The organism is Serratia sp. CY31944 (assembly GCF_052169175.1).
In the GTDB taxonomy this organism is placed as follows: domain Bacteria; phylum Pseudomonadota; class Gammaproteobacteria; order Enterobacterales; family Enterobacteriaceae; genus Serratia; species Serratia sarumanii.
The window spans coordinates 219,539-237,888 of the sequence record NZ_JBJNLG010000005.1 but is presented as its reverse complement, the minus strand read 5'-3'; the positions used below and the strand labels follow the sequence as shown (position 1 = coordinate 237,888).

General features: G+C 61.3%; 15 protein-coding genes. 5 read left to right on the top strand and 10 right to left on the bottom strand.

The annotated features are described in order from the left end of the window. Nucleotides 1-5: 5 nt before the first annotated feature. Together ACJ8IN_RS08285 and ACJ8IN_RS08280 are read left to right on the top strand one after the other, a co-directional pair. Complete coding sequence (locus ACJ8IN_RS08285; protein WP_004939094.1) at nucleotides 6-596, top strand: LuxR family transcriptional regulator; 591 nt, start codon at nucleotides 6-8, stop codon at nucleotides 594-596. 186 nt (nucleotides 597-782) lie between these two features. Continuing rightward, nucleotides 783-2,408: an FMN-binding glutamate synthase family protein gene (locus tag ACJ8IN_RS08280; RefSeq protein WP_049196260.1), complete on the top strand. Its 1,626-nt coding sequence runs from the start codon at nucleotides 783-785 to the stop codon at nucleotides 2,406-2,408. A 107-nt stretch (nucleotides 2,409-2,515) separates the two neighbouring features. Here ACJ8IN_RS08280 and betA read toward each other — a convergent pair whose 3' ends face one another. From betA to betI, 3 genes are all read right to left on the bottom strand, one after another. Further along, nucleotides 2,516-4,183, bottom strand: coding sequence for a choline dehydrogenase (gene betA, locus ACJ8IN_RS08275; RefSeq protein WP_047568565.1), 1,668 nt, complete (start codon nucleotides 4,181-4,183; stop codon nucleotides 2,516-2,518). A 137-nt stretch (nucleotides 4,184-4,320) separates the two neighbouring features. Further along, nucleotides 4,321-5,793 (bottom strand): betaine-aldehyde dehydrogenase, encoded by a 1,473-nt coding sequence (betB, locus tag ACJ8IN_RS08270; RefSeq protein ID WP_033653381.1) that lies wholly within the window; start codon nucleotides 5,791-5,793, stop codon nucleotides 4,321-4,323. A gap of 14 nt (nucleotides 5,794-5,807) precedes the next feature. Further along, the gene (betI, locus tag ACJ8IN_RS08265; RefSeq protein ID WP_004939107.1) at nucleotides 5,808-6,410 is read right to left on the bottom strand and encodes a transcriptional regulator BetI; all 603 of its coding nucleotides are present in this window, start codon (nucleotides 6,408-6,410) and stop codon (nucleotides 5,808-5,810) included. Between the two features lie 399 nt (nucleotides 6,411-6,809). On the opposite strand from betI, the gene ACJ8IN_RS08260 reads away from it, so the two are divergent. Beyond that, complete coding sequence (locus ACJ8IN_RS08260; protein ID WP_060427989.1) at nucleotides 6,810-8,849, top strand: choline transporter; 2,040 nt, start codon at nucleotides 6,810-6,812, stop codon at nucleotides 8,847-8,849. A gap of 44 nt (nucleotides 8,850-8,893) precedes the next feature. On the opposite strand, the gene ACJ8IN_RS08255 is transcribed toward ACJ8IN_RS08260, so the two are convergent. The 4 genes from ACJ8IN_RS08255 to ACJ8IN_RS08240 all read right to left on the bottom strand — a co-directional run bounded on the left by ACJ8IN_RS08255 (nucleotide 8,894) and on the right by ACJ8IN_RS08240 (nucleotide 11,163). After that, nucleotides 8,894-9,364 (bottom strand): YkgB family protein, encoded by a 471-nt coding sequence (locus tag ACJ8IN_RS08255; RefSeq protein WP_033637683.1) that lies wholly within the window; start codon nucleotides 9,362-9,364, stop codon nucleotides 8,894-8,896. Nucleotides 9,365-9,429: 65 nt separating this feature from the next. Continuing rightward, nucleotides 9,430-9,705, bottom strand: a complete 276-nt coding sequence (locus ACJ8IN_RS08250; RefSeq protein ID WP_073529618.1) for a pentapeptide MXKDX repeat protein — start codon at nucleotides 9,703-9,705, stop codon at nucleotides 9,430-9,432. Between the two features lie 59 nt (nucleotides 9,706-9,764). After that, nucleotides 9,765-10,541: a molybdopterin-dependent oxidoreductase gene (locus ACJ8IN_RS08245; RefSeq protein ID WP_060421476.1), complete on the bottom strand. Its 777-nt coding sequence runs from the start codon at nucleotides 10,539-10,541 to the stop codon at nucleotides 9,765-9,767. Nucleotides 10,542-10,551: 10 nt separating this feature from the next. After that, entirely contained in the window at nucleotides 10,552-11,163 is a 612-nt protein-coding gene (locus tag ACJ8IN_RS08240) for a cytochrome b/b6 domain-containing protein (RefSeq protein WP_197772414.1), read from the bottom strand. 150 nt (nucleotides 11,164-11,313) lie between these two features. Here ACJ8IN_RS08240 and ACJ8IN_RS08235 point away from each other — a divergent pair, with 150 nt between their 5' ends. Then, nucleotides 11,314-12,027 (top strand): response regulator transcription factor, encoded by a 714-nt coding sequence (locus ACJ8IN_RS08235; protein ID WP_060429772.1) that lies wholly within the window; start codon nucleotides 11,314-11,316, stop codon nucleotides 12,025-12,027. A gap of 3 nt (nucleotides 12,028-12,030) precedes the next feature. Next, nucleotides 12,031-13,497, top strand: a complete 1,467-nt coding sequence (locus ACJ8IN_RS08230) for a sensor histidine kinase (RefSeq protein WP_164097626.1) — start codon at nucleotides 12,031-12,033, stop codon at nucleotides 13,495-13,497. Here ACJ8IN_RS08230 and ACJ8IN_RS08225 read toward each other — a convergent pair. From ACJ8IN_RS08225 to ACJ8IN_RS08215, 3 genes are read right to left on the bottom strand one after another with little or no spacing between them, the layout of a single operon-like run. Beyond that, nucleotides 13,494-14,162 (bottom strand): fimbria/pilus periplasmic chaperone, encoded by a 669-nt coding sequence (locus ACJ8IN_RS08225; RefSeq protein ID WP_060438937.1) that lies wholly within the window; start codon nucleotides 14,160-14,162, stop codon nucleotides 13,494-13,496. The genes ACJ8IN_RS08230 and ACJ8IN_RS08225 overlap by 4 nt on opposite strands. Before the next feature lie 9 nt (nucleotides 14,163-14,171). Beyond that, nucleotides 14,172-15,806 carry a fimbrial adhesin EcpD gene (gene ecpD, locus ACJ8IN_RS08220; RefSeq protein ID WP_308325553.1) on the bottom strand — a complete coding sequence of 545 codons (1,635 nt, stop codon included), beginning with the start codon at nucleotides 15,804-15,806 and terminating at the stop codon, nucleotides 14,172-14,174. Continuing rightward, nucleotides 15,796-18,348: a fimbrial biogenesis outer membrane usher protein gene (locus ACJ8IN_RS08215; protein ID WP_308326139.1), complete on the bottom strand. Its 2,553-nt coding sequence runs from the start codon at nucleotides 18,346-18,348 to the stop codon at nucleotides 15,796-15,798. Before ACJ8IN_RS08215 ends, ecpD begins: the two co-directional genes overlap by 11 nt. Between the last annotated feature and the right edge of the window lie 2 nt (nucleotides 18,349-18,350).

The window sequence follows — 18,350 nt, the reverse complement described above, 5'->3', positions numbered from 1 at the left end:
GCCCTATGTCTAAAAACAACGTTCTTGTGATTAGTGAGTGTAAGTACAGCTATGTTGGCCTGTCGGTGCTGCTGAAGAAACACTACGGCGCATACGATATCCGCCTGTTTTCCGATTTCATGCACGGCGGCGCCAAAGCAGAGAAGATCACCAAGCACGATATCGCGCTGATTTTCACCTCGCAAAACCTCGAACAGAGCGTTAACGTGATCGAAAGCCTGGTGTCCCTGCACCAGCAGTACAACAGCAAGACGCGTCTTCTGGTGTTTTATGACGACGAGCGCGTGGTGAAGCTGTTGTCGATCCTGGGGATTTCCGTTGAGTTGGTCTCTACCCGCATTCCGCTTTATTCGCTGCAGGAAAAAATCCAGCGGCTGCTGGAAAGCAAGGAGCCAGGCGGCATCAGAGTGCAGAAAACCCGCGAGCTCAGCCCGGCGGAAAGCGACGTGATCTTCAATCTGCTGCGCGGCGACAGCCTGCTGCACATTGCGGAAAAGCGCGGCACGCACCCGAAAACCATCTTCTCGCAAAAATACAGCGCGATGAAAAAGCTGCGGCTGCGCAGCATGAGCACCATCTTCGTCGCCGGCAAATAAACATCCTGGCTTGTTGCGCGGTACGCCGCGCGGCAACCCGTCTCCCCTGCCGCCACGTTAAATTAATGTAACAACCGGCGACAAAGCAGCAACAGACACACAACATCTCCTCCTGTTGGCTACGATTCGCACACGGATTATCCGTGAGTCATGTCGTGTGGATTAAAATAAACATCAGGAGATGTTATGAAGTCGTCCTTATTCAGCCGCTATACCTGCTTTGTACTGAGCATCTTGCTCACCCTGGCTTTCTTGATCATGATGCACAACTATCCGTGGTTCTGGCTGCCGGCCCTGGCCTGCGGTTGCCTGATGGTGTTGGGTATCTACGATCTCACCCAGCAGCGCCACGCCATCTGCCGCAACTACCCGATCATCGGCCGCATGCGCTTCTTCTTCGAGTTCATCCGCCCGGAACTGCGCCAGTATTTCCTCGAGCAGGATAATGAAGAGATCCCGTTTTCGCGCACCCAGCGCACGCTGGTGTATCGCCGGGCGAAAAACGAGATGGGCGACAAACCGTTCGGCACCCTGCTGGACGTCTACCAAACCGGCTATGAGTGCATCGGCCACTCCATGCGGCCGGTGGAAGCCGCCGACCCGACCAGTTTCCGCATCACCATCGGCGGCGCCGACTGCCGCCAGCCCTACTCCGCGTCGATCTTCAACATTTCGGCCATGAGCTTCGGCGCGCTCTCCGCCAACGCCATTCGCGCGCTCAACCTCGGCGCGGCCAAGGGTAACTTCTACCACGACACCGGTGAGGGCAGCATCAGCCGCTATCACCGTGAAAACAACGGCGATCTGGTGTGGGAGCTGGGCAGCGGCTATTTCGGCTGCCGCACCGCCGACGGCCATTTCGATCCACGGCGCTTTGCCGAACAGGCGCAAAGCCCGCAGGTGAAAATGATTGAAATCAAGCTCAGCCAGGGCGCCAAACCCGGCCACGGCGGCATTCTGCCGGCGAAGAAGGTGGATGCGGAAATCGCCGCCACTCGCGGCGTGCCGGAAGGGGTCGATTGCATCTCGCCGGCCTCGCACAGCGCCTTCACCACCCCGCTGGAAATGATGCATTTCATCCAACAGCTGCGCGAGCTGTCAGGCGGCAAGCCGGTCGGTTTCAAGCTGTGCATCGGCCACCCGTGGGAGTTCGTCGCCATCGTCAAGGCGATGCTGCACACCCGCATCCTGCCGGATTTCATCGTGGTGGACGGCAAGGAAGGCGGCACCGGCGCCGCGCCGCTCGAGCTTTCCAACTATATGGGCATGCCGCTGCGCGAAGGGCTGCTGTTCGTGCATAACACGCTGGTAGGCTGCGGCCTGCGAGACCAAATCAAGATAGGCGCCAGCGGCAAGATCATCAGCGCGTTCGACATCGCCAGCGTGCTGGTGCTCGGCGCCGATTGGGTGAACTCGGCGCGCGGCTTTATGTTCGCCGTCGGCTGCATCCAGTCGCAAAGCTGCCACACCAACCACTGCCCGACCGGCGTAGCGACGCAAGATCCGCTGCGGCAAAAGGCGCTGGTGGTGCCGAACAAGGCGGAACGCGTCTACCACTTCCATCAAAATACGGTGAAAGCGCTGGCGGACATGTTGGCGGCGGCCGGCGTCAGCCGCCCGGAGCAGCTGACCTCGCACCATATGCTGCGCCGCATCACGCCGACCGAGATCAAGGTGTACGCCGATATCTATTACTACCTGGAGCCGGGCGCACTGCTGCAGCCGGAGATCAAAAGCGAGTTCTACGCCCGCATGTGGCGCATGGCGACGCCCACCAGTTTCGATCAGGCGATCTCGCTGCCGGCGGCATGATGGGATAAGGAATAAAGAGAGTTGCCCCCTCGCCTTGGGGAAGAGCATATGGAGAGGGGTTGCTTGCTACGGCGGCCCTCCCCCTCAACGGCGAGAGGGCGTGTCGGTTACTGTTTGCGCACCGGCGCATCGCCGGCGACGTAATAGTCGGCGGTGCTGCGCGGCAGCGGCGCGCGCTGGCGAATGCGATCGGCTAACTTCTCGGCGATCATGATGGTGGTGGCGTTCAGGTTGCCGGTGATGATCAGCGGCATGATTGACGCATCCACCACCCGCAATCCTTCCATGCCGTGCACCCGGCCCTGCCCATCGACCACCGCCATCTCATCCTCGCCCATCTTGCACGAGCAGGACGGGTGGAAGGCGGTTTCGGCGTGCTCGCGCACGAAGGCGTCCAGCTGCTCGTCGGTCTGCACCTCCGGCCCCGGGCTTATCTCGCGGCCGCGGTATTCGTCCAAAGCTGGCTGCGCCATGATCTCGCGCGTGATGCGAATAGCGTCGCGGAACTCCTGCCAATCCTGTTCGGTCGCCATATAGTTGAACAGAATGCTCGGGTGCTGGCGCGGATCTTTCGACTTCACCTGCACCCGGCCGCGGCTCGGCGAACGCATCGAGCCGACGTGCGCCTGGAAGCCGTGCTCTTTCACCGCGTTGCTGCCGTTGTAGTTAATCGCCACCGGCAGGAAGTGATACTGAATGTTCGGCCAGGCGAATTCTGCGCGGCTGCGGATGAAGCCGCCGGCCTCGAACTGGTTGCTGGCGCCAACGCCGGTACCGTTGAACAGCCATTCCGCGCCGATCTTCGGCTGGTTGAACCATTGCAGCGCCGGGTACAGCGACACCGGTTTCTTACAGGCGTACTGCAGGTACATCTCCAGGTGATCCTGCAGGTTTTCCCCGACGCCCGGCAGATCGTGCACCACCTTGATATCCAGGCTGTTCAGCAGCGCCGCCGGGCCGACGCCCGAACGCTGCAGGATCTGCGGCGAGGCGATGGCGCCGGCGCACAGCAACACTTCGCGCCGCGCTTTGGCGTGGGTCAGCTGATTGCTGCCGCCCTGCAAATAGTTGACGCCCACCGCACGCTTGCCGTCGAACACAATGTGGTCGGTCAGCGCATGGGTGACGATCTTCAGGTTCGGCCGCGAACGCGCCTGATCCAGATAGCCGCGGGCGGTGCTGGCGCGGCGCCCTTTCGGCGTCACGGTGCGATCCATCGGGCCGAAGCCTTCTTGTTGGTAACCGTTCAGATCGTCGGTGCGCGGGTAACCCGCCTGCACGCCGGCTTCCACCATGGCGTGGAACAATTCGTTGTTACCGGCTTTCGGCGTGGTGACGCTCACCGGGCCCTCGCCGCCGTGATAGTCGTTCGGGCCGATATCGCGGGTTTCCGCCTTGCGGAAATACGGCAGGCAGTCCAGATAGGTCCAGTCTTCCAGACCCGGCGCCTTGGCCCAGTTATCGAAGTCCATCGCGTTGCCGCGAATGTAACACATACCGTTGATCAGGGACGAACCGCCCAGCCCTTTGCCGCGGCCGCATTCCATTCGGCGATTGTTCATGTACGGCTCAGGATCGGTCTCATACGCCCAGTTATAGCGGCGGCCCTGCAGCGGAAACGCCAACGCGGCCGGCATCTGGGTACGGAAATCCATCCGGTAATCCGGGCCGCCGGCTTCCAGCAGCAAGACGCTGACGTCGGCGTCTTCGGTCAATCGGGTGGCTAACACGTTGCCGGCGGAACCGGCACCGATAATGATGTAGTCAAATTCCATTCATTATCTCCTTACTTTTATAGGCCTGCACGATGCGAAAACGCGAGGCGCGGCTCCGCAACAGGCGGTGTATTTTGGCTCTCTAGAGATTGTCGGCCGCAGCCAACGCGGCTGCGGCCCGAAAGACGATGGGAAGATCAGAATACCGAGGCGTATTCGCCCAGCTCAACCTGCACCGATTTGATCTGGGTGTAGTGTTCCAGCGTCGTCAGGCCGTTCTCGCGGCCAACGCCGGACTGCTTGTAGCCGCCGACCGGCATTTCCGCCGCCGACTCGCCCCAGGTGTTGATCCAGCAAATGCCGGCTTCCAGCTGGTGGATCACACGGTGTGCGCGCGCCAGATCGTTGGTCACCACGCCCGCGGCCAGGCCGAAGGTGGTATCGTTGGCGCGGCGCACCACTTCCTCTTCGCTCTGGTAGCTGAGAATGCTCATCACCGGCCCGAAGATCTCCTCGCGCACGATTTCCATGTCGTCGCGGCAGTCGCTGAATACCGTCGGCGCCACGTAAGCGCCCTTGCCGAATTCGCCGTGGGTGACGCGTTCGCCGCCGCACAGCAGGCGCGCGCCGCTGTTCTTGCCGCTTTCGATAAAGCGCAGCACCGATTCCATGTGCGCGAAGCTGACCAGCGGCCCGAAGTTGGTCTGCGGATCGGTCGGATCGCCGAGGCGAATGCGCTTCACCCGCTCGAGGATTTTCGCCTCAAACTGCGCCTGCAGCGCCGCCGGCACGAAGACGCGGGTGCCGTTGGTGCACACCTGGCCGGAGCTGTAGAAGTTGGCCATCATGGCGATATCGGCGGCGCGATCCAGATCGGCGTCGTCGAAGATAATCAGCGGCGACTTGCCGCCCAGTTCCATGGTGACTTCTTTCAGCGTCGACCCCGACGCGTTGGCCATCACCTTCTTGCCGGTTTTCACCCCGCCGGTGAAAGAGACTTTGGCGATGCCCGGATGGTCGGTCAGGTACTGCCCCACTTCCGCGCCGCTGCCGGTCACCACGTTGAAGACGCCGTCCGGCAGGCCGGCTTCGGTGTAAATTTCCGCCAGCTTCAGCGCCGTCAACGAGGTGACTTCGCTCGGTTTGAAGATCATCGCGTTGCCCGCCGCCAGCGCCGGCGCGGACTTCCACAGCGCGATTTGAATCGGGTAGTTCCAGGCGCCGATGCCGGCCACCACGCCCAGCGGTTCGCGGCGGGTGTAGACGAATGAGGTTTCGCGCAGCGGGATCTGTTCGCCTTCAATGGCCGGGATCAGGCCGGCGTAATACTCCAGCACGTCGGCGCCGGTGACGATGTCTACCGCGGTGGTTTCCGACATCGCTTTGCCGGTATCCAGCGTTTCCAACGCCGCCAGCTCATCGTTGCGCTCGCGCAGAATATCCACCGCGCGGCGCAGGATGCGCGAACGCGCCATCGCCGTCATCGCCGCCCACACTTTCTGCCCGCTGGCCGCGCTGGCCACCGCACGATCGACGTCTTCAGCGCCGGCGGCCTGGACTTCCGCCAGAACTTCGCCGTTCGCCGGGTTAATGGCGTTGAAGGTTTTTCCAGCGGTGCTGTCTACATAGGCGCCATGAATATAGAGCTTCTGCAAGCCAAAACGGGACATAGGATCTCCTTGAGTTATCCTCCGGGCGGCGTCTGCCCCCGGAGTTGGAACGTGATGTATTCGGTCGTGAGCGCCAGCGCCTGCGCCTGATTGAACGCCGAGCCGCGCAGCGCGCTGCGCAGCCACAGTCCGTCGATCAGCGCCGCCAGCCCCTTGGCCGCCAACCGCGCCTGCGGCTGCGGCATGACGCGGCGAAACTCGGCGCACAGGTTGGAATAGAGCCGGCGGCCGTTCACCTGCTGCAGCCGGTTGAGCTGCGGTTGGTGCAGACTGCTGGCCCAAAAGGCCAGCCAGGTCTTCATCGCCGCGCTGTTGATCTGGCTGTCGTCGAAGTTGCCGGCGACGATCGCCTGCAGCCGCGCCGCCGGGCTGTTATCGGTCAGCGCCTGCAAACGCAGCTTCACCGCCTCGCCCAGATGGCTGATCAGATAGCGCATCGTGGCTTCCAGCAGGCCGTTCTTGTCCTTGAAATAATGGCTGATGATGCCGTTGGAAACGCCGGCCCGCCGCGCGATCTGCGCGATGGTGGCGTCATGCATTCCCACTTCGTTTACCGCGGCGAGCGTGGCATCAATCAACTGCTGCCTTCTGATTGGCTGCATTCCTACCTTTGGCATATTTCGACTCTCACAAAACCGAATTCGGCCTTATCTCAGCGGGCAAATTTCACTGCCGTTTCGCCCGTGATTCAGGTCATCATGGGGACTATTAAACTTTTTTTTGATTGAACGTTCAATAAAAATTGCATATATTTTATTGCCGCCTGGTTAAAAATTTGTACTATCTGGTTGTGGAACTGGCTGATTTTTGTGAGGTAATTAACGAATCTGACCAAAATCAGTGGCTGTAAGCGGTTCCCGCCGCGAAGCGCGCCGGCGCTTCGTTAACAGGCGAAAGCGGCGTCACTCAGGCCCTCCTGATGGGGTGGCCGCCGCCTTCATTCGCCCGTTTTCCGGCGGCGCCAACGCGCCCCGAAATGCGGAGCGGCACGATTTTACTCAGTTCAGAGGATGACGATGACAACCCACGAAACCTCCTCCAAACCGCAGCAGGACCGCCTCAACCCTGTGGTTTTCTTCACCTCGGCGGGGCTGATCCTGGCCTTCTCGCTGATGACCATCTTTTTCACCGACTTCTCCGGGCAGTGGATCACCCGCACGCTGAATTGGGTGTCGACCACCTTCGGTTGGTACTACCTGCTGGCGGCGACGCTGTACATCGTGTTCGTGGTGTTTATCGCCGCTTCGCGCTTCGGCTCGATCAAGCTCGGGCCGGAGCAGTCCAAGCCGGAGTTCAGCCTGATGAGCTGGGCGGCGATGCTGTTCGCCGCCGGCATCGGCATCGACCTGATGTTCTTCTCGGTCGCCGAGCCGGTGACCCAGTACATGATGCCGCCGGAAGGCAACGCGCAAACGCTGGAGGCCGCGCGCCAGGCGATGGTCTGGACGCTGTTCCACTACGGCCTGACCGGCTGGTCGATGTATGCGCTGATGGGCATCGCCCTCGGCTACTTCAGCTATCGCTACAATCTGCCGCTGACCATCCGCTCGGCGCTGTACCCGATCTTCGGTAAGCGCATCAATGGCCCGATCGGCCACAGCGTGGACATCGCCGCGGTGCTCGGCACCATCTTCGGCATCGCCACCACGCTGGGCATCGGCGTGGTGCAGCTCAACTACGGCCTCAAGGTGCTGTTCGAGATCCCGGAAAACCTGACGGTGCAGGGCTCGCTGATCCTGCTGTCGGTGATCATGGCCACCATCTCGGTCACCTCGGGCGTCAACAAGGGCATCCGCATCCTGTCCGAGCTGAACGTGCTGCTGGCGCTGGGCCTGATCCTGTTCGTGCTGTTCTTCGGCGATACCGAGTTCCTGCTCAATGCGCTGGTGCTCAACGTCGGCGATTACATCAACCGCTTTATGGGCATGACGCTCAACAGCTTCGCCTTCGATCGGCCGGTGGAGTGGATGAACAACTGGACGCTGTTCTTCTGGGCCTGGTGGGTGGCGTGGTCGCCGTTCGTCGGCCTGTTCCTGGCGCGCATCTCGCGCGGGCGCACTATTCGCCAGTTCGTGGTCGGCACGCTGATCATTCCGTTCGTGTTCACCCTGCTGTGGCTGTCAATCTTCGGCAACAGCGCGCTGTACCAGATCATTCACGGCAACGCCGAGTTTGCGCAGGAAGTGATGCAGTTCCCGGAGCGCGGCTTCTACAGCCTGCTGGCGCAATACCCCGGCTTCACCTTCAGCGCCTCGGTGGCCACCATCACCGGCCTGCTGTTCTACGTCACCTCGGCGGACTCCGGCTCGCTGGTGCTGGGCAACTTCACCTCGCGCCTGGCCGACATCAATAATGATGCGCCAAACTGGCTGCGGATTTTCTGGTCGGTGGCCATCGGCCTGCTGACCATCGGCATGCTGATGACCGACGGCGTGCCGGCGCTGCAGAAAACCACGGTGATCATGGGCCTGCCGTTCAGCTTCGTGATCTTCTTCGTGATGGCCGGGCTGTATAAATCGCTGCGGGTGGAAGACTACCGCAAGGCCAGCGCGCTCAGCACCCTGGCGCCGGTGCCGGTCTCCAGCCACGACGTGCTCAACTGGAAACAGCGCCTGTCGCGGGTGATGAACTACCCGGGCACCCAGTACACGCAGAAAATGTTGGATAAAGTCTGCCGCCCGGCGATGCAGGACGTGGCGCGCGAGCTGGAGTTGCGCGGCGCGAAAGTGGAGTTCAGTGAAGTGCCGCCGACCGAAGACGAGCGCCTGAACCACCTGGAGCTGCTGGTGCACCTGGGCGAGGAACAGAACTTCATCTATCAGATCTGGCCGATGCGCTACTCGGTGCCGGGCTTCACCTACCGCGCCCGCTCCGGCAAGTCGCACTACTACCGGCTGGAAACCTTCCTGATGGAAGGCACCCAGGGCAACGACCTGATGGACTACAGCAAGGAACAGGTGATTGGCGATATCCTCGACCAGTACGAGAAGCACCTGAACTTCCTGCACATTCATCGCGAAGCGCCGGGGGGCACCCTGACCTTCCCGGATATGTGACGGTCGATCAATAACCAGAGGGCGTAGCCAGGCTACGCCCTTTTTTATGCCTGCTCGGCCGGCAAATCGGCTTTCAGCAGCACCAGGGAACCGGCCAGCAACACCAGATCCTTGATCAAAAAGCTGGTGGCGCCGGCCATGGCCGGAAAACCGCCGGCGGAAGGCTCCCAGGCACCCGGCGTGGAAAAGATCAGCGTCAGCGTAGTCAGGTAGGTCACCGTCGAACCGATCGCCCCCAGCAACCCCAGCCGCCGCGACCAGAATCCCGCCAGCAGCAGCAAACCGAAGCTCCACTCGGCGACGCCCAGCGCATAGCTGGCGCCGCGGATGCCGAACGCCTGATGCATCCAGCTCAGCAGCGGGCTGTTGCCGATCAGCGGCACCAGCCCCTGCGCCTCGTAATCAAACCATTTGGCGTAGCCGAAGGCGGCGAAGATCACCACCAGCGCCGCGCGCATAAAGATAACGTCCCCGTTCGAGCGTTGAAAGCGCCGCAGCCATGTCGCCAGCATCATCCTCTCTCCTTATGTTGCCCACGGCCGCCGCGGATCGCCCGCTGGCGGCCGCGGAGTGCGGCGGCTTAGTGCCCCATCGCGTCCTTCTTCATTTCGTCTTTCTTCATGCCGTCTTTCGCCATGCCATCCTTTTTCATGGCGTCTTTGCCCATCTTGTCTTTCTTCATGCAGTCCTTGCCCATGCACTCTTTCTTCATCCCATCTTTCGCCATGCCGTCGTGCGACATCTGGCTCATGCCGTCCTTTTTCATCGCGTCTTTGCTCATGCCATCAGCGGCGTTGGCGCCGGCTACGCCCAGCATCAGCGCGCTGCACATCATCATTGCAAATAACTTTTTCATGGTATTTCCTTCCGTCATGTCAAAGGCACCGGAGTGCCGGAGAATGGCCGGCGGCCGCCTCAGCTGCCGCCAAACCAGTTGTAGCCCTGGTCTTCCCAGTAACCGCCCGGGAAGCGGTTGGTGACCTCGATCACCTGAATGTGTTTCGGATTCTTGTAGCCCAGCTTGGTCGGCATGCGCAGCTTCATCGGGTAGCCGTACTTGCGCGGCAAGATCTGGCCGTCATAGGTCAGCGCGATAATCGTCTGCGGATGCAGCGCGGTGGCCATATCGATGCTGGTGTAGTAGTCGTCGGCGCATTTGAAGCTGACGTAGCGGGCGCTCAGATCCGCGCCAATCGCCTTGAGGAAGGTCGCGAACGGCACGCCGCCCCACTTGCCGATGGCGCTCCAGCCCTCGACACAGATATGGCGCGTCACCTGGCTGACCTGCACCATCCGGTGCAGCTGCGGCAGGCTCCAGGCGCGTTTGTCCTGCACCAGTCCGGCCACCTCCAGCCGGTAGTCGTCGCCGTTGATGTCCGGCGCGTCCTCCTCGGCGTAGAAAGCGTTGAACGGGAACGGCCGGGTGATCATCGATTCCGGGTAGACCGGCGCCAGGCGATCGCCGTTGAACAGCCAGCCCTGCACCCGATCGTTGAAGCGCGACATGCGGCTCAGCGCCTGTTCAACGTTGGCGTTATCGCTGAGATCGCAGCCGGTGAGCATGGCGATGCCGCCCAGCGTCAGGCCATTGCGCAGAAAGCGGCGGCGGGATGACGCGCTCAACAGCCGCTGCGCTTCTTTGACGATCGCCTGCCCTTCATCGATCGTCATGATCTGTTTATCCTTTTCCATCATTCACTCCTTAGCGTCCGCGCAGCATGGCCAGCAGCGTCCGGGGCACCAGCGCCACCATCACCAGGTGAATCGCGACGAAGGCCACCAGCGCCGACATGGCGAAAAAGTGGATATAGCGCGCCGCCTCATAGCCGCCGAGCAGCGTGCGCAGCAGCGGAAACTGCACCGATTTCCACAGCACCAGCCCGGACAGCGCGCTCAACGCGCCGAGGATCATCACCGACAGATAGGCCACGCGCTGCACCATGTTGTAGTGGCGCAGGTCGGCGTGTTGCAGCCTGCCGCGCAGCGCGGCGCCTATATCGGCGAGAAACTGCCGTGGGCTGAGCGGCCAATATTTGCGTTTGAAACGCCCGCTGGCCAGGTTGATCAGCAGGTAGCACAGCCCGTTGACGCCGAACAGCCACATGCCGGCGAAGTGCCACTGCAGCGCGCCGCCCAGCCAGCCGCCGAGCGTCAGCTCATTGAGAAAGCTGAAGTTGAACAGCGGCGAGGCGTTGTAGATGCGCCAGCCGCTGGTCACCATGATCAGCATCGCCAGCGCATTCAGCCAGTGCGTCAACCGCAGCCACAGCGGATGCACCGTCTGTCGTTGTTCCGGGGTGAGAATGAGGCTCATGCGAACTCCTGGCGACCAATGAGGCGATGAGCCGAGTATTCCTCGGATTTGTTCCCCAAGACCTCACGCAAAGTTAAATAAAATGTGATAACTCCGCCGGTGGGGGTTGTGTAGACTTCAGAGAGAAACGGGCAATCAGCGGTAATGAGAATGGACAAGCCAAAACGAATTTTGATCGTCGAGGACGACGGCGACATCGCCGAACTGCTGCAGCTGCATCTGCGCGACGAAGGTTACGCCATCAGCCACGCCGCCGACGGCAACCAGGGCATGGCGATGCTGGCACAGGGCGGCTGGGACGCCCTCATCCTCGATCTGATGCTGCCGGGCGTGGACGGATTGGAAATTTGCCGCCGGGCGCGCACCATGACGCGCTACACGCCGATCATCATCATCAGCGCGCGCTCCAGCGAGGTACACCGCGTGCTGGGGCTGGAACTGGGCGCCGACGACTATCTGGCCAAGCCCTTCTCCATGCTGGAGCTGGTGGCGCGGGTCAAGGCGCTGTTCCGCCGCCAGGAAGCGATGAGCCGCAACCTGCGCATGGACGCCGGCGTGCTCAGTTTCAACGATCTGACCATCGATCCCATCGCCCGCGAAGTGCACCTGCACCAGCAGCCGGTCGAGCTGACGCCGCGCGAATTCGACCTGCTGTATTTTTTCGCCCGCCACCCGGGCCAGGTATTCTCGCGCCTGAGCCTGTTGAATCAGGTTTGGGGCTATCAGCACGAGGGGTATGAGCACACCGTCAACACCCATATCAACCGGCTGCGCATCAAGATCGAGCGCAACCCGGCGGAACCCGAGCGCATCCTCACGGTGTGGGGCATGGGCTATAAATTCGCGGCCGCGCCGCAAGAGTGAGCCATGAAAAACCTTACGTTAGCGCAACGCCTCACGCTGATCTTCGCGCTGCTGATCGTCATCGGCTGCGCCTTTTCCGGCTGGATGCAGGTGCGCAGCAGCACCCAGTACAGCCAGGCAGTGATCCAGCGCCTGTCCGGCAACCTGGCGCAGCATATTGCCGACAGCAACCCGCTGCTGGGGGTGAACGGGCCGGATCCGCAGGCGGTGCATACCCTGTTCGATCAGCTGATGGCGGTGAATCCCAGCGTTGAGGTTTACCTGCTCGACAAACAGGGCACGATTATCGGCAACGCCGCGCCGGCCGGGCATCTGAAGCGGCAGCGGGTCGCGCTGCCGCCGCTGCAGGCGCTGCTCGGTGGCGCGCCGATGCCGGTGTATGGCGACGATCCGCGCAGCGCGGACGGGCGCAAGGTGTTCAGCGTCGCGCCGCTAAAGGTTGATGGCCGGATCGAAGGCTATCTGTACGTGGTGCTGCTTGGCGAAGAGTACACGGCGCTGGCCAGCAACGCCCAGTTCAACTCGGCGGTCAGGATGGCGCTGTGGACCTCCGGGCTGATGGTGTTGTTCAGCCTGCTGGCCGGCGGTTTGGCGTTTTATTGGGTGACGCGCCCTATCCGTCGCCTGACCCGGCAGGTCAGCGCGCTGGACAGCGGCGGCATCGAGGCGGTGCAGGCCTACGCGGCGCTGCCGGCGGTAAGGGCCGGGCGCGACGAAGTCAGCCAGCTGCAGCAGGCCTTCCACCGCATGGCGCAGCGCCTTGCCGAACAGTGGCAAACGCTGGCGCAGCAGGATCGGCTGCGGCGCGAGTTCATCGCCAACGTCTCGCACGATCTGCGCACCCCGCTCACCTCGCTGCACGGCTATCTGGAGACGCTGTCGGTCAAAGCCGCCACCCTGAGCGAAGCCGATCGGCAGCGCTATCTGGAGATCGCGCTGGCGCAGAGCCGCAAGGTGGGCAAGCTGGCGCAGGAGCTGTTCGAGCTGGCGCGGCTGGAGTATGGCGTGGTGAAACCGCAGAAAGAGCCCTTCTCCCTCAGCGAGCTGTTGCAGGACGTGTTCCAAAAGTTCGAGCTGGCGGCGGAGGCGCGCAACCAGCGGCTGCACGCCGACATTCCCCCCGGCATTCCGCCGGTGTTCGCCGATCTCAGCATGATTGAGCGGGTGCTGACCAACCTGTTGGACAACGCCATTCGCCATACGCCGCCCGGCGGCGACATCGGCGTGCGGCTGTGGCGGCAGGATGATCGGGTGATGGTGCAGGTCAGCGACAGCGGCCCTGGTATTCCGCAGACGCTGCGCGCCGATCTGTTCGTGCGCCCGTCTGTCCTGAGCGGCGCCCGGCGCCCTTCCGGCGGGCTGGGGTTGATGATCGTGCGGCGCATTTTGCAGCTGCACGACAGCGATATTCAGCTGATCGAACAAGCGCAAAGCGGCGCCTGCTTCCGCTTTGCCATTCCGCCGCGTTAATCGAGGCAGCTGCGATCGACGCTGATAAATTTGTCGTTATAAATAATGAATTTCTGCCCCTTCAGCCGAATACCGGCATGGGTCAGCGTATCGCCGGGGCGCAGGTATTCGGTGACGCCCTCTTCATCCGTGCTGTTGCAGCCCGGCTTGAGCAGGAACTTGAAGTAGGTGTTGCCGGTGTTGGTGAGCGTACCGCGCTGGGTATCGAGCCGATAGGCAAAGTTTACCTGACGCGGGCGCACCACCAGAATGGTGTCCATCACCACGATCGGCTCCAGGTTGACGCCGGCGCCCCGACGCGGCCCCGGCTCGAACAATCGGGTCGGCACTTCGCGAAATGATACCCGGTAATAACGCTCGCGATTATCCTGCGGCCCTCGGTAGAAAAACTTGTAGTACTCCGCCTGCCCGGCCTGCAGCGTCAGCTGGCGCGGCGCGAACAGCAGCTCGCCATCCGCCGGCCGGCTGCGCACCTCGCGCTCTCCCGGCCGATCGATGGCGCGAATGCTCACCTGATACAGGCGCGCGCTGCGGTTGTTATTCAACACCCGCTTGGCGGTGAATGAGCGATCCTGATCCATGGCAAACGTCAGGGTGCCGACATTGATCGCGGCGGCAGTAAAGGGGAAGGACAGACACAGCAACCCTATCAGCACAAGTTTCACGCACTGTCCTCAATTGATGTTGCGCCAGGTGGCTTCGACATGAATTTCACCGGCGGCGCTGACGTCGCCGTACCAACCGTTGCCGTCGACGGTTCTCAGCGAGATCGGATTATTCATCGGAATGCTAAAGGTCACGCGGGTCTTGTTCAGCACCCCCACTTCGCCGGAAATATCATTCCACGGGGTGCTGCTCCAGAGCGCATTGGTCATGTCGTGCCACTGGCCATCGCAGCCGGCGGCGAAGCTCTGCTGGCCGTTGGTACTGGTGGTGATGCCGAGGGTGGCGGGAAACGGCACCTGGGTACTGTTATCCGCGGAAGAAAAGAGGCAATAGTTCACCCCGTTGATCGCCTGAGTCGGCCCGGTCGCCATCACCCTCACCTGATCGGCGGCGGTTTTGCCGCTGGTAGTCACCAGGTAGCCGAACTCCAGCGCCGGCTCCGCCGGGCCGACATAACCTTCACGATGTGGGCTGTTGTCGTAATCATCGGAAATAATGCTGATGCTGAAATCGCGCGGCTTGATAATCAGCTGGTTTGAGGTGGAAAACTCATACCATCCCGACTCCGGCGAGGTGGTGTTCTGAAAACGGAAATTGATCAGATCGCGGGTGCCGCTGTCGGAAATCCCCAGCGCAACCATCTGTTTGAAGAAATTACTGGAGAAGAACACATAGACGGCGTTGCTGCTCTTCAGCTCGTTAAAGGTATAGTAGCTGCCGGTGCCCGACGTGTTTTTCCAGGTGTTGCCGTTCAGACTGAACTGCAGGTCGGCGGCGTTCACCGCGGATGACAGCGCCGCATGGTTAATCGCCGGGAAAACATGAATCGAGGTATTGCTGACGCTGCCGTCGGTCTGCAAATCATAGCTGACCATCTTGCACATGATGCCCGAGCGGGCGCCGATAGTCTGGTTCTTGCAATCGGCATTGCCCTCGCCGATGATCGGCACCCCATCGCTGTTGACGAACACCTCCGATACGGCGTTGGTATTGATAAAGCGCAGGTGGGCGGCCTTGCTGTGCGTGACGGTGCGCTTGTACCAGTTGCCGCTGGCCTGATCCTGGCAACGGCCGCCGGCCGCGGCGTCGTAAGCCACCGACGTTTGGCAACCGTTGATCTGCATGCTGAAAGCGTCACCCGCCGCCATCTGCTTCAGATACTGATAGAAGCTCGGCGACATCATGCCGTGCATCCATTTTGCGCCGCCGGGCGTGACCACGGCGCCGTAAAATCCCTTTTCGTCGGTGGTCTGCGGCAGAATCAAGCTGGTATCCATATTGCAACCGGCATACCAGTTGATGCAGCGCAAGCCGAGGAACGGATTCTTTATCGGCGCATTTTCCAGCCACATGTCATAGCGCCAGTTGGCATTCAGCACCGTGTTGTAGCCATTATCCACGTACCCTAGGCTTTGCTGATAAATAGTGCCGGAACCGCCGTATTTCAGCCCGGTCCACTTGTTGGCGCCGGTCATGCGCGGATCCAGCCCGCCGGCCGGCGTAACGAAAAAGTTGTCGTCGGCGTTGTTCTCCACGAAGACAAATTTCATTACCGCCGCATCCGGCCAGTTGGTCTGGCTGACCGCCGCCTGCAGCGCGGGGGCGACCAGCGCCAACAACAACAGCGCAACGTTAGCTCTCATGGTCAGACTCCCCGGATGACAGATTGCCCGCATAGGTTTTCAGCCCGGTGCAGATCACGTCGCCGACCCACACCGCGCCTTGCGCCTTGCTGAGATCCAAATCCACTTCGCACGTCTGATTGCCGCTGTGGGTAAAATCGATAACCGGGAATTTTTTGTCGACGTCCATGATAAATTCGCCTTTCTCATCGGTGCGGGTGCGGCCGATATGGTTCTTGATATAGGCGTTGGCCAGCAGCGTGCCGTCCTCCGCCTTGATGCGGCCGAACACCGTCACCATCTGTTTTATCTCCGGCGAGATCACCGCCACGTTGCCCGGATACAGGGTGAGCTTGCTCTTGCGCTTGGTGACGATGTCGAAGCTCTCCGCCGAGTTTTTGTTGTTCATCAGCTCAACGTCGTACTGACCGTAAGGCGACAAAGGCAGGTAATTCTTATTGCCGCTCAGCTTCACCATCCGGCCGTCAACCCGTGCGGTCAGCAGGCCGTCGTTTTCAATGCCGGTATTGAAGATAATCCCGGCGTTGCCTTCGTTGCGGCCGCTGATGGCAATATCACGCCCTTGCCAGCCCATGCTGCCGCTCGCGGTCAGGCTGCTGTTAACGTAGCCGTCGGCGGAGCTGCTGACGTTGAGCGTGCCGGCAGAATACTTGGTGTCGAAGCGCGCATAGCCACCGCCGTTGAAGCGGTTGTCGCCGCGGGTATCACCGGAAATCGCCCGCGACAGGTTGGCGCCCAGGGTGCGGATCGGCCCGTCCTTGATGTCCTTGCGCGCCGCCAGGTTGGCGGTGGTGTAGCCGTTTTGATTGGAAACGCCGGCGCTTAGCCAGTTGCCCATCGGCAGTGAAAAATCGAGCGCGATGTACTTGCCGGTATTGGCGTTGCTGCTGCCGTTGTTGTAGCGTTGCACGCCCGCACGCACGCCCAGCGTGCCGAAGCGGCCGGTAAAGATGTTCTGGTAATAGTCGGCGTTGTAATAGTGGCTGTCGTTCTTCTTATCGTCGTTGTAGCTGGCGCTCAGGGTGCCCAGCGGAGACCACAGCGCCCCCAGATTAAGGCTGCCGCCAACGGCGCGGTTATAGGCGTCATTTTGCAACAGACGATCGCCAATCTGCGTTTTCTCCTGATTGATCCATACGCTGCTGAAGCCGCCGGGCAACGCGGCGCTGACGCTGTTGACCAGGCTCCAGGAGCGATCGGAGGCCGCCATATTTTGCAGGTTGATCTGAATCGACTCGGTCACCGGCAGGCTGACGCGGCTCTCGCCGACGGCGTTGCCGTCAAACGAATACCCCGACAGCGCCCAATTAAGCGTTTGCAGATTGCCGGTAGCCGAAGCGCCAAGCAAATAAGAGTCCTTTGCCGGGCGGTGGCGTTCCCGTTCGCCGCGCCAGTCGTCCATGCGCAGCATCCCGCCCCAGAATTGCCAGGCCAGCGGCGCATTGGCGCCGCGATTGGGGCTGAACAGTTTATTCACTCGCTGCATGCGTTTATCGACCACTTTGCCGTTGACCACGATCTCCACCTCGACGTCATAAATGCCGTAGGGCAGGCTGCCGGTGTCCACTTCATGGTTGCCCATCGTGAAGTTTTGCACGCTGAGCAGCCGCCCATCGCGCGACAAATGCACCTCGCCGGCCGAGGGGAAAAAAACCACGATCGGCGTCAGCGATTGGGAATTATCGAATACCGTCGAGTTGGCGCGGTTGCCGTAGGACAGACCATAAATCTTGCTCGAGTTGATGGTGGTGACCGGCCCCAGCGACTGCAGATTCCAGCTGTCCAGCATGCCGGCGGCGAAACGGCGGCCGGCGAAATCACGCTCGTACATCGCTTTGTACAGCGTGGCGTTTTCATCGCCGCTGCCGATACCGTAGATGGAACCGTTCAACTCCACGTGGTGTTCACGCAACGCGGTAACGCTGTTGAGCGATAAATAACTGGAGGTATTGCCTTCGCTGGCGCGGGCCCGGTTATCGTAGACCCCGAGGTTATAATCCAGCGTGCTGCTTACGGCATCCACGCTGGACGCGCCGATGTCGCTGGAGCGGGCGCGCAGCACCGTTCCGAGCGCGGATTCCTTCACCACCAGCTGCAGGTTGAGCTGCCGGAAATCCAGCGCCAGCCAGGCGTCGTCCGCGACCCGGATATGCTGCTGCCGATCGAATGGCGCATCCTGCAAAGCCTGCAGCTGGCCGGCTATCGCCGCCGTCAGCCGGGCGCCGTCGTCGTTATCCTCCAGCGTCACCCGACGAATCGTTAGCCTGTCCTGATCCAGGTAGAGAAAGGCATGGCCGATGCGGCTGTCGTCTTTGACGCCATCGCTCTTTTCATAATGCAACAACAGCGGAATACTCATCCCCTCGCGCAACGCCAGGCTGAAAGTGTGCGGGATCAGCACGCCGTTAATCTGCGTCAAACCGGCCGCCATCGCCATACGGCCAGGTAACAGCGTCGGCAGCGCCAGCGCACCGGCAGCCAAAAGCGTTTTCAACAGCACAGCGTTCACATGCCACTCCTTGCGTGATTGTTTTGCATCCATCG

What these genes read in the sequence shown, in the direction of transcription:
- ACJ8IN_RS08280 (WP_049196260.1), top strand. Translation starts at nt 783, where the DNA reads ATGAAGTCGTCCTTATTCAGCCGCTATACCTGCTTTGTACTGAGCATC.
- ACJ8IN_RS08215 (WP_308326139.1), bottom strand. Translation starts at nt 18,348, where the DNA reads ATGGATGCAAAACAATCACGCAAGGAGTGGCATGTGAACGCTGTGCTG.
- ACJ8IN_RS08240 (WP_197772414.1), bottom strand. Translation starts at nt 11,163, where the DNA reads ATGAGCCTCATTCTCACCCCGGAACAACGACAGACGGTGCATCCGCTG.
- ACJ8IN_RS08245 (WP_060421476.1), bottom strand. Translation starts at nt 10,541, where the DNA reads ATGGAAAAGGATAAACAGATCATGACGATCGATGAAGGGCAGGCGATC.
- ACJ8IN_RS08235 (WP_060429772.1), top strand. Translation starts at nt 11,314, where the DNA reads ATGGACAAGCCAAAACGAATTTTGATCGTCGAGGACGACGGCGACATC.
- betB (WP_033653381.1), bottom strand. Translation starts at nt 5,793, where the DNA reads ATGTCCCGTTTTGGCTTGCAGAAGCTCTATATTCATGGCGCCTATGTA.
- betI (WP_004939107.1), bottom strand. Translation starts at nt 6,410, where the DNA reads ATGCCAAAGGTAGGAATGCAGCCAATCAGAAGGCAGCAGTTGATTGAT.
- ACJ8IN_RS08255 (WP_033637683.1), bottom strand. Translation starts at nt 9,364, where the DNA reads ATGATGCTGGCGACATGGCTGCGGCGCTTTCAACGCTCGAACGGGGAC.
- betA (WP_047568565.1), bottom strand. Translation starts at nt 4,183, where the DNA reads ATGGAATTTGACTACATCATTATCGGTGCCGGTTCCGCCGGCAACGTG.
- ACJ8IN_RS08230 (WP_164097626.1), top strand. Translation starts at nt 12,031, where the DNA reads ATGAAAAACCTTACGTTAGCGCAACGCCTCACGCTGATCTTCGCGCTG.
- ACJ8IN_RS08285 (WP_004939094.1), top strand. Translation starts at nt 6, where the DNA reads ATGTCTAAAAACAACGTTCTTGTGATTAGTGAGTGTAAGTACAGCTAT.
- ACJ8IN_RS08260 (WP_060427989.1), top strand. Translation starts at nt 6,810, where the DNA reads ATGACAACCCACGAAACCTCCTCCAAACCGCAGCAGGACCGCCTCAAC.
- ecpD (WP_308325553.1), bottom strand. Translation starts at nt 15,806, where the DNA reads ATGAGAGCTAACGTTGCGCTGTTGTTGTTGGCGCTGGTCGCCCCCGCG.
- ACJ8IN_RS08250 (WP_073529618.1), bottom strand. Translation starts at nt 9,705, where the DNA reads ATGAAAAAGTTATTTGCAATGATGATGTGCAGCGCGCTGATGCTGGGC.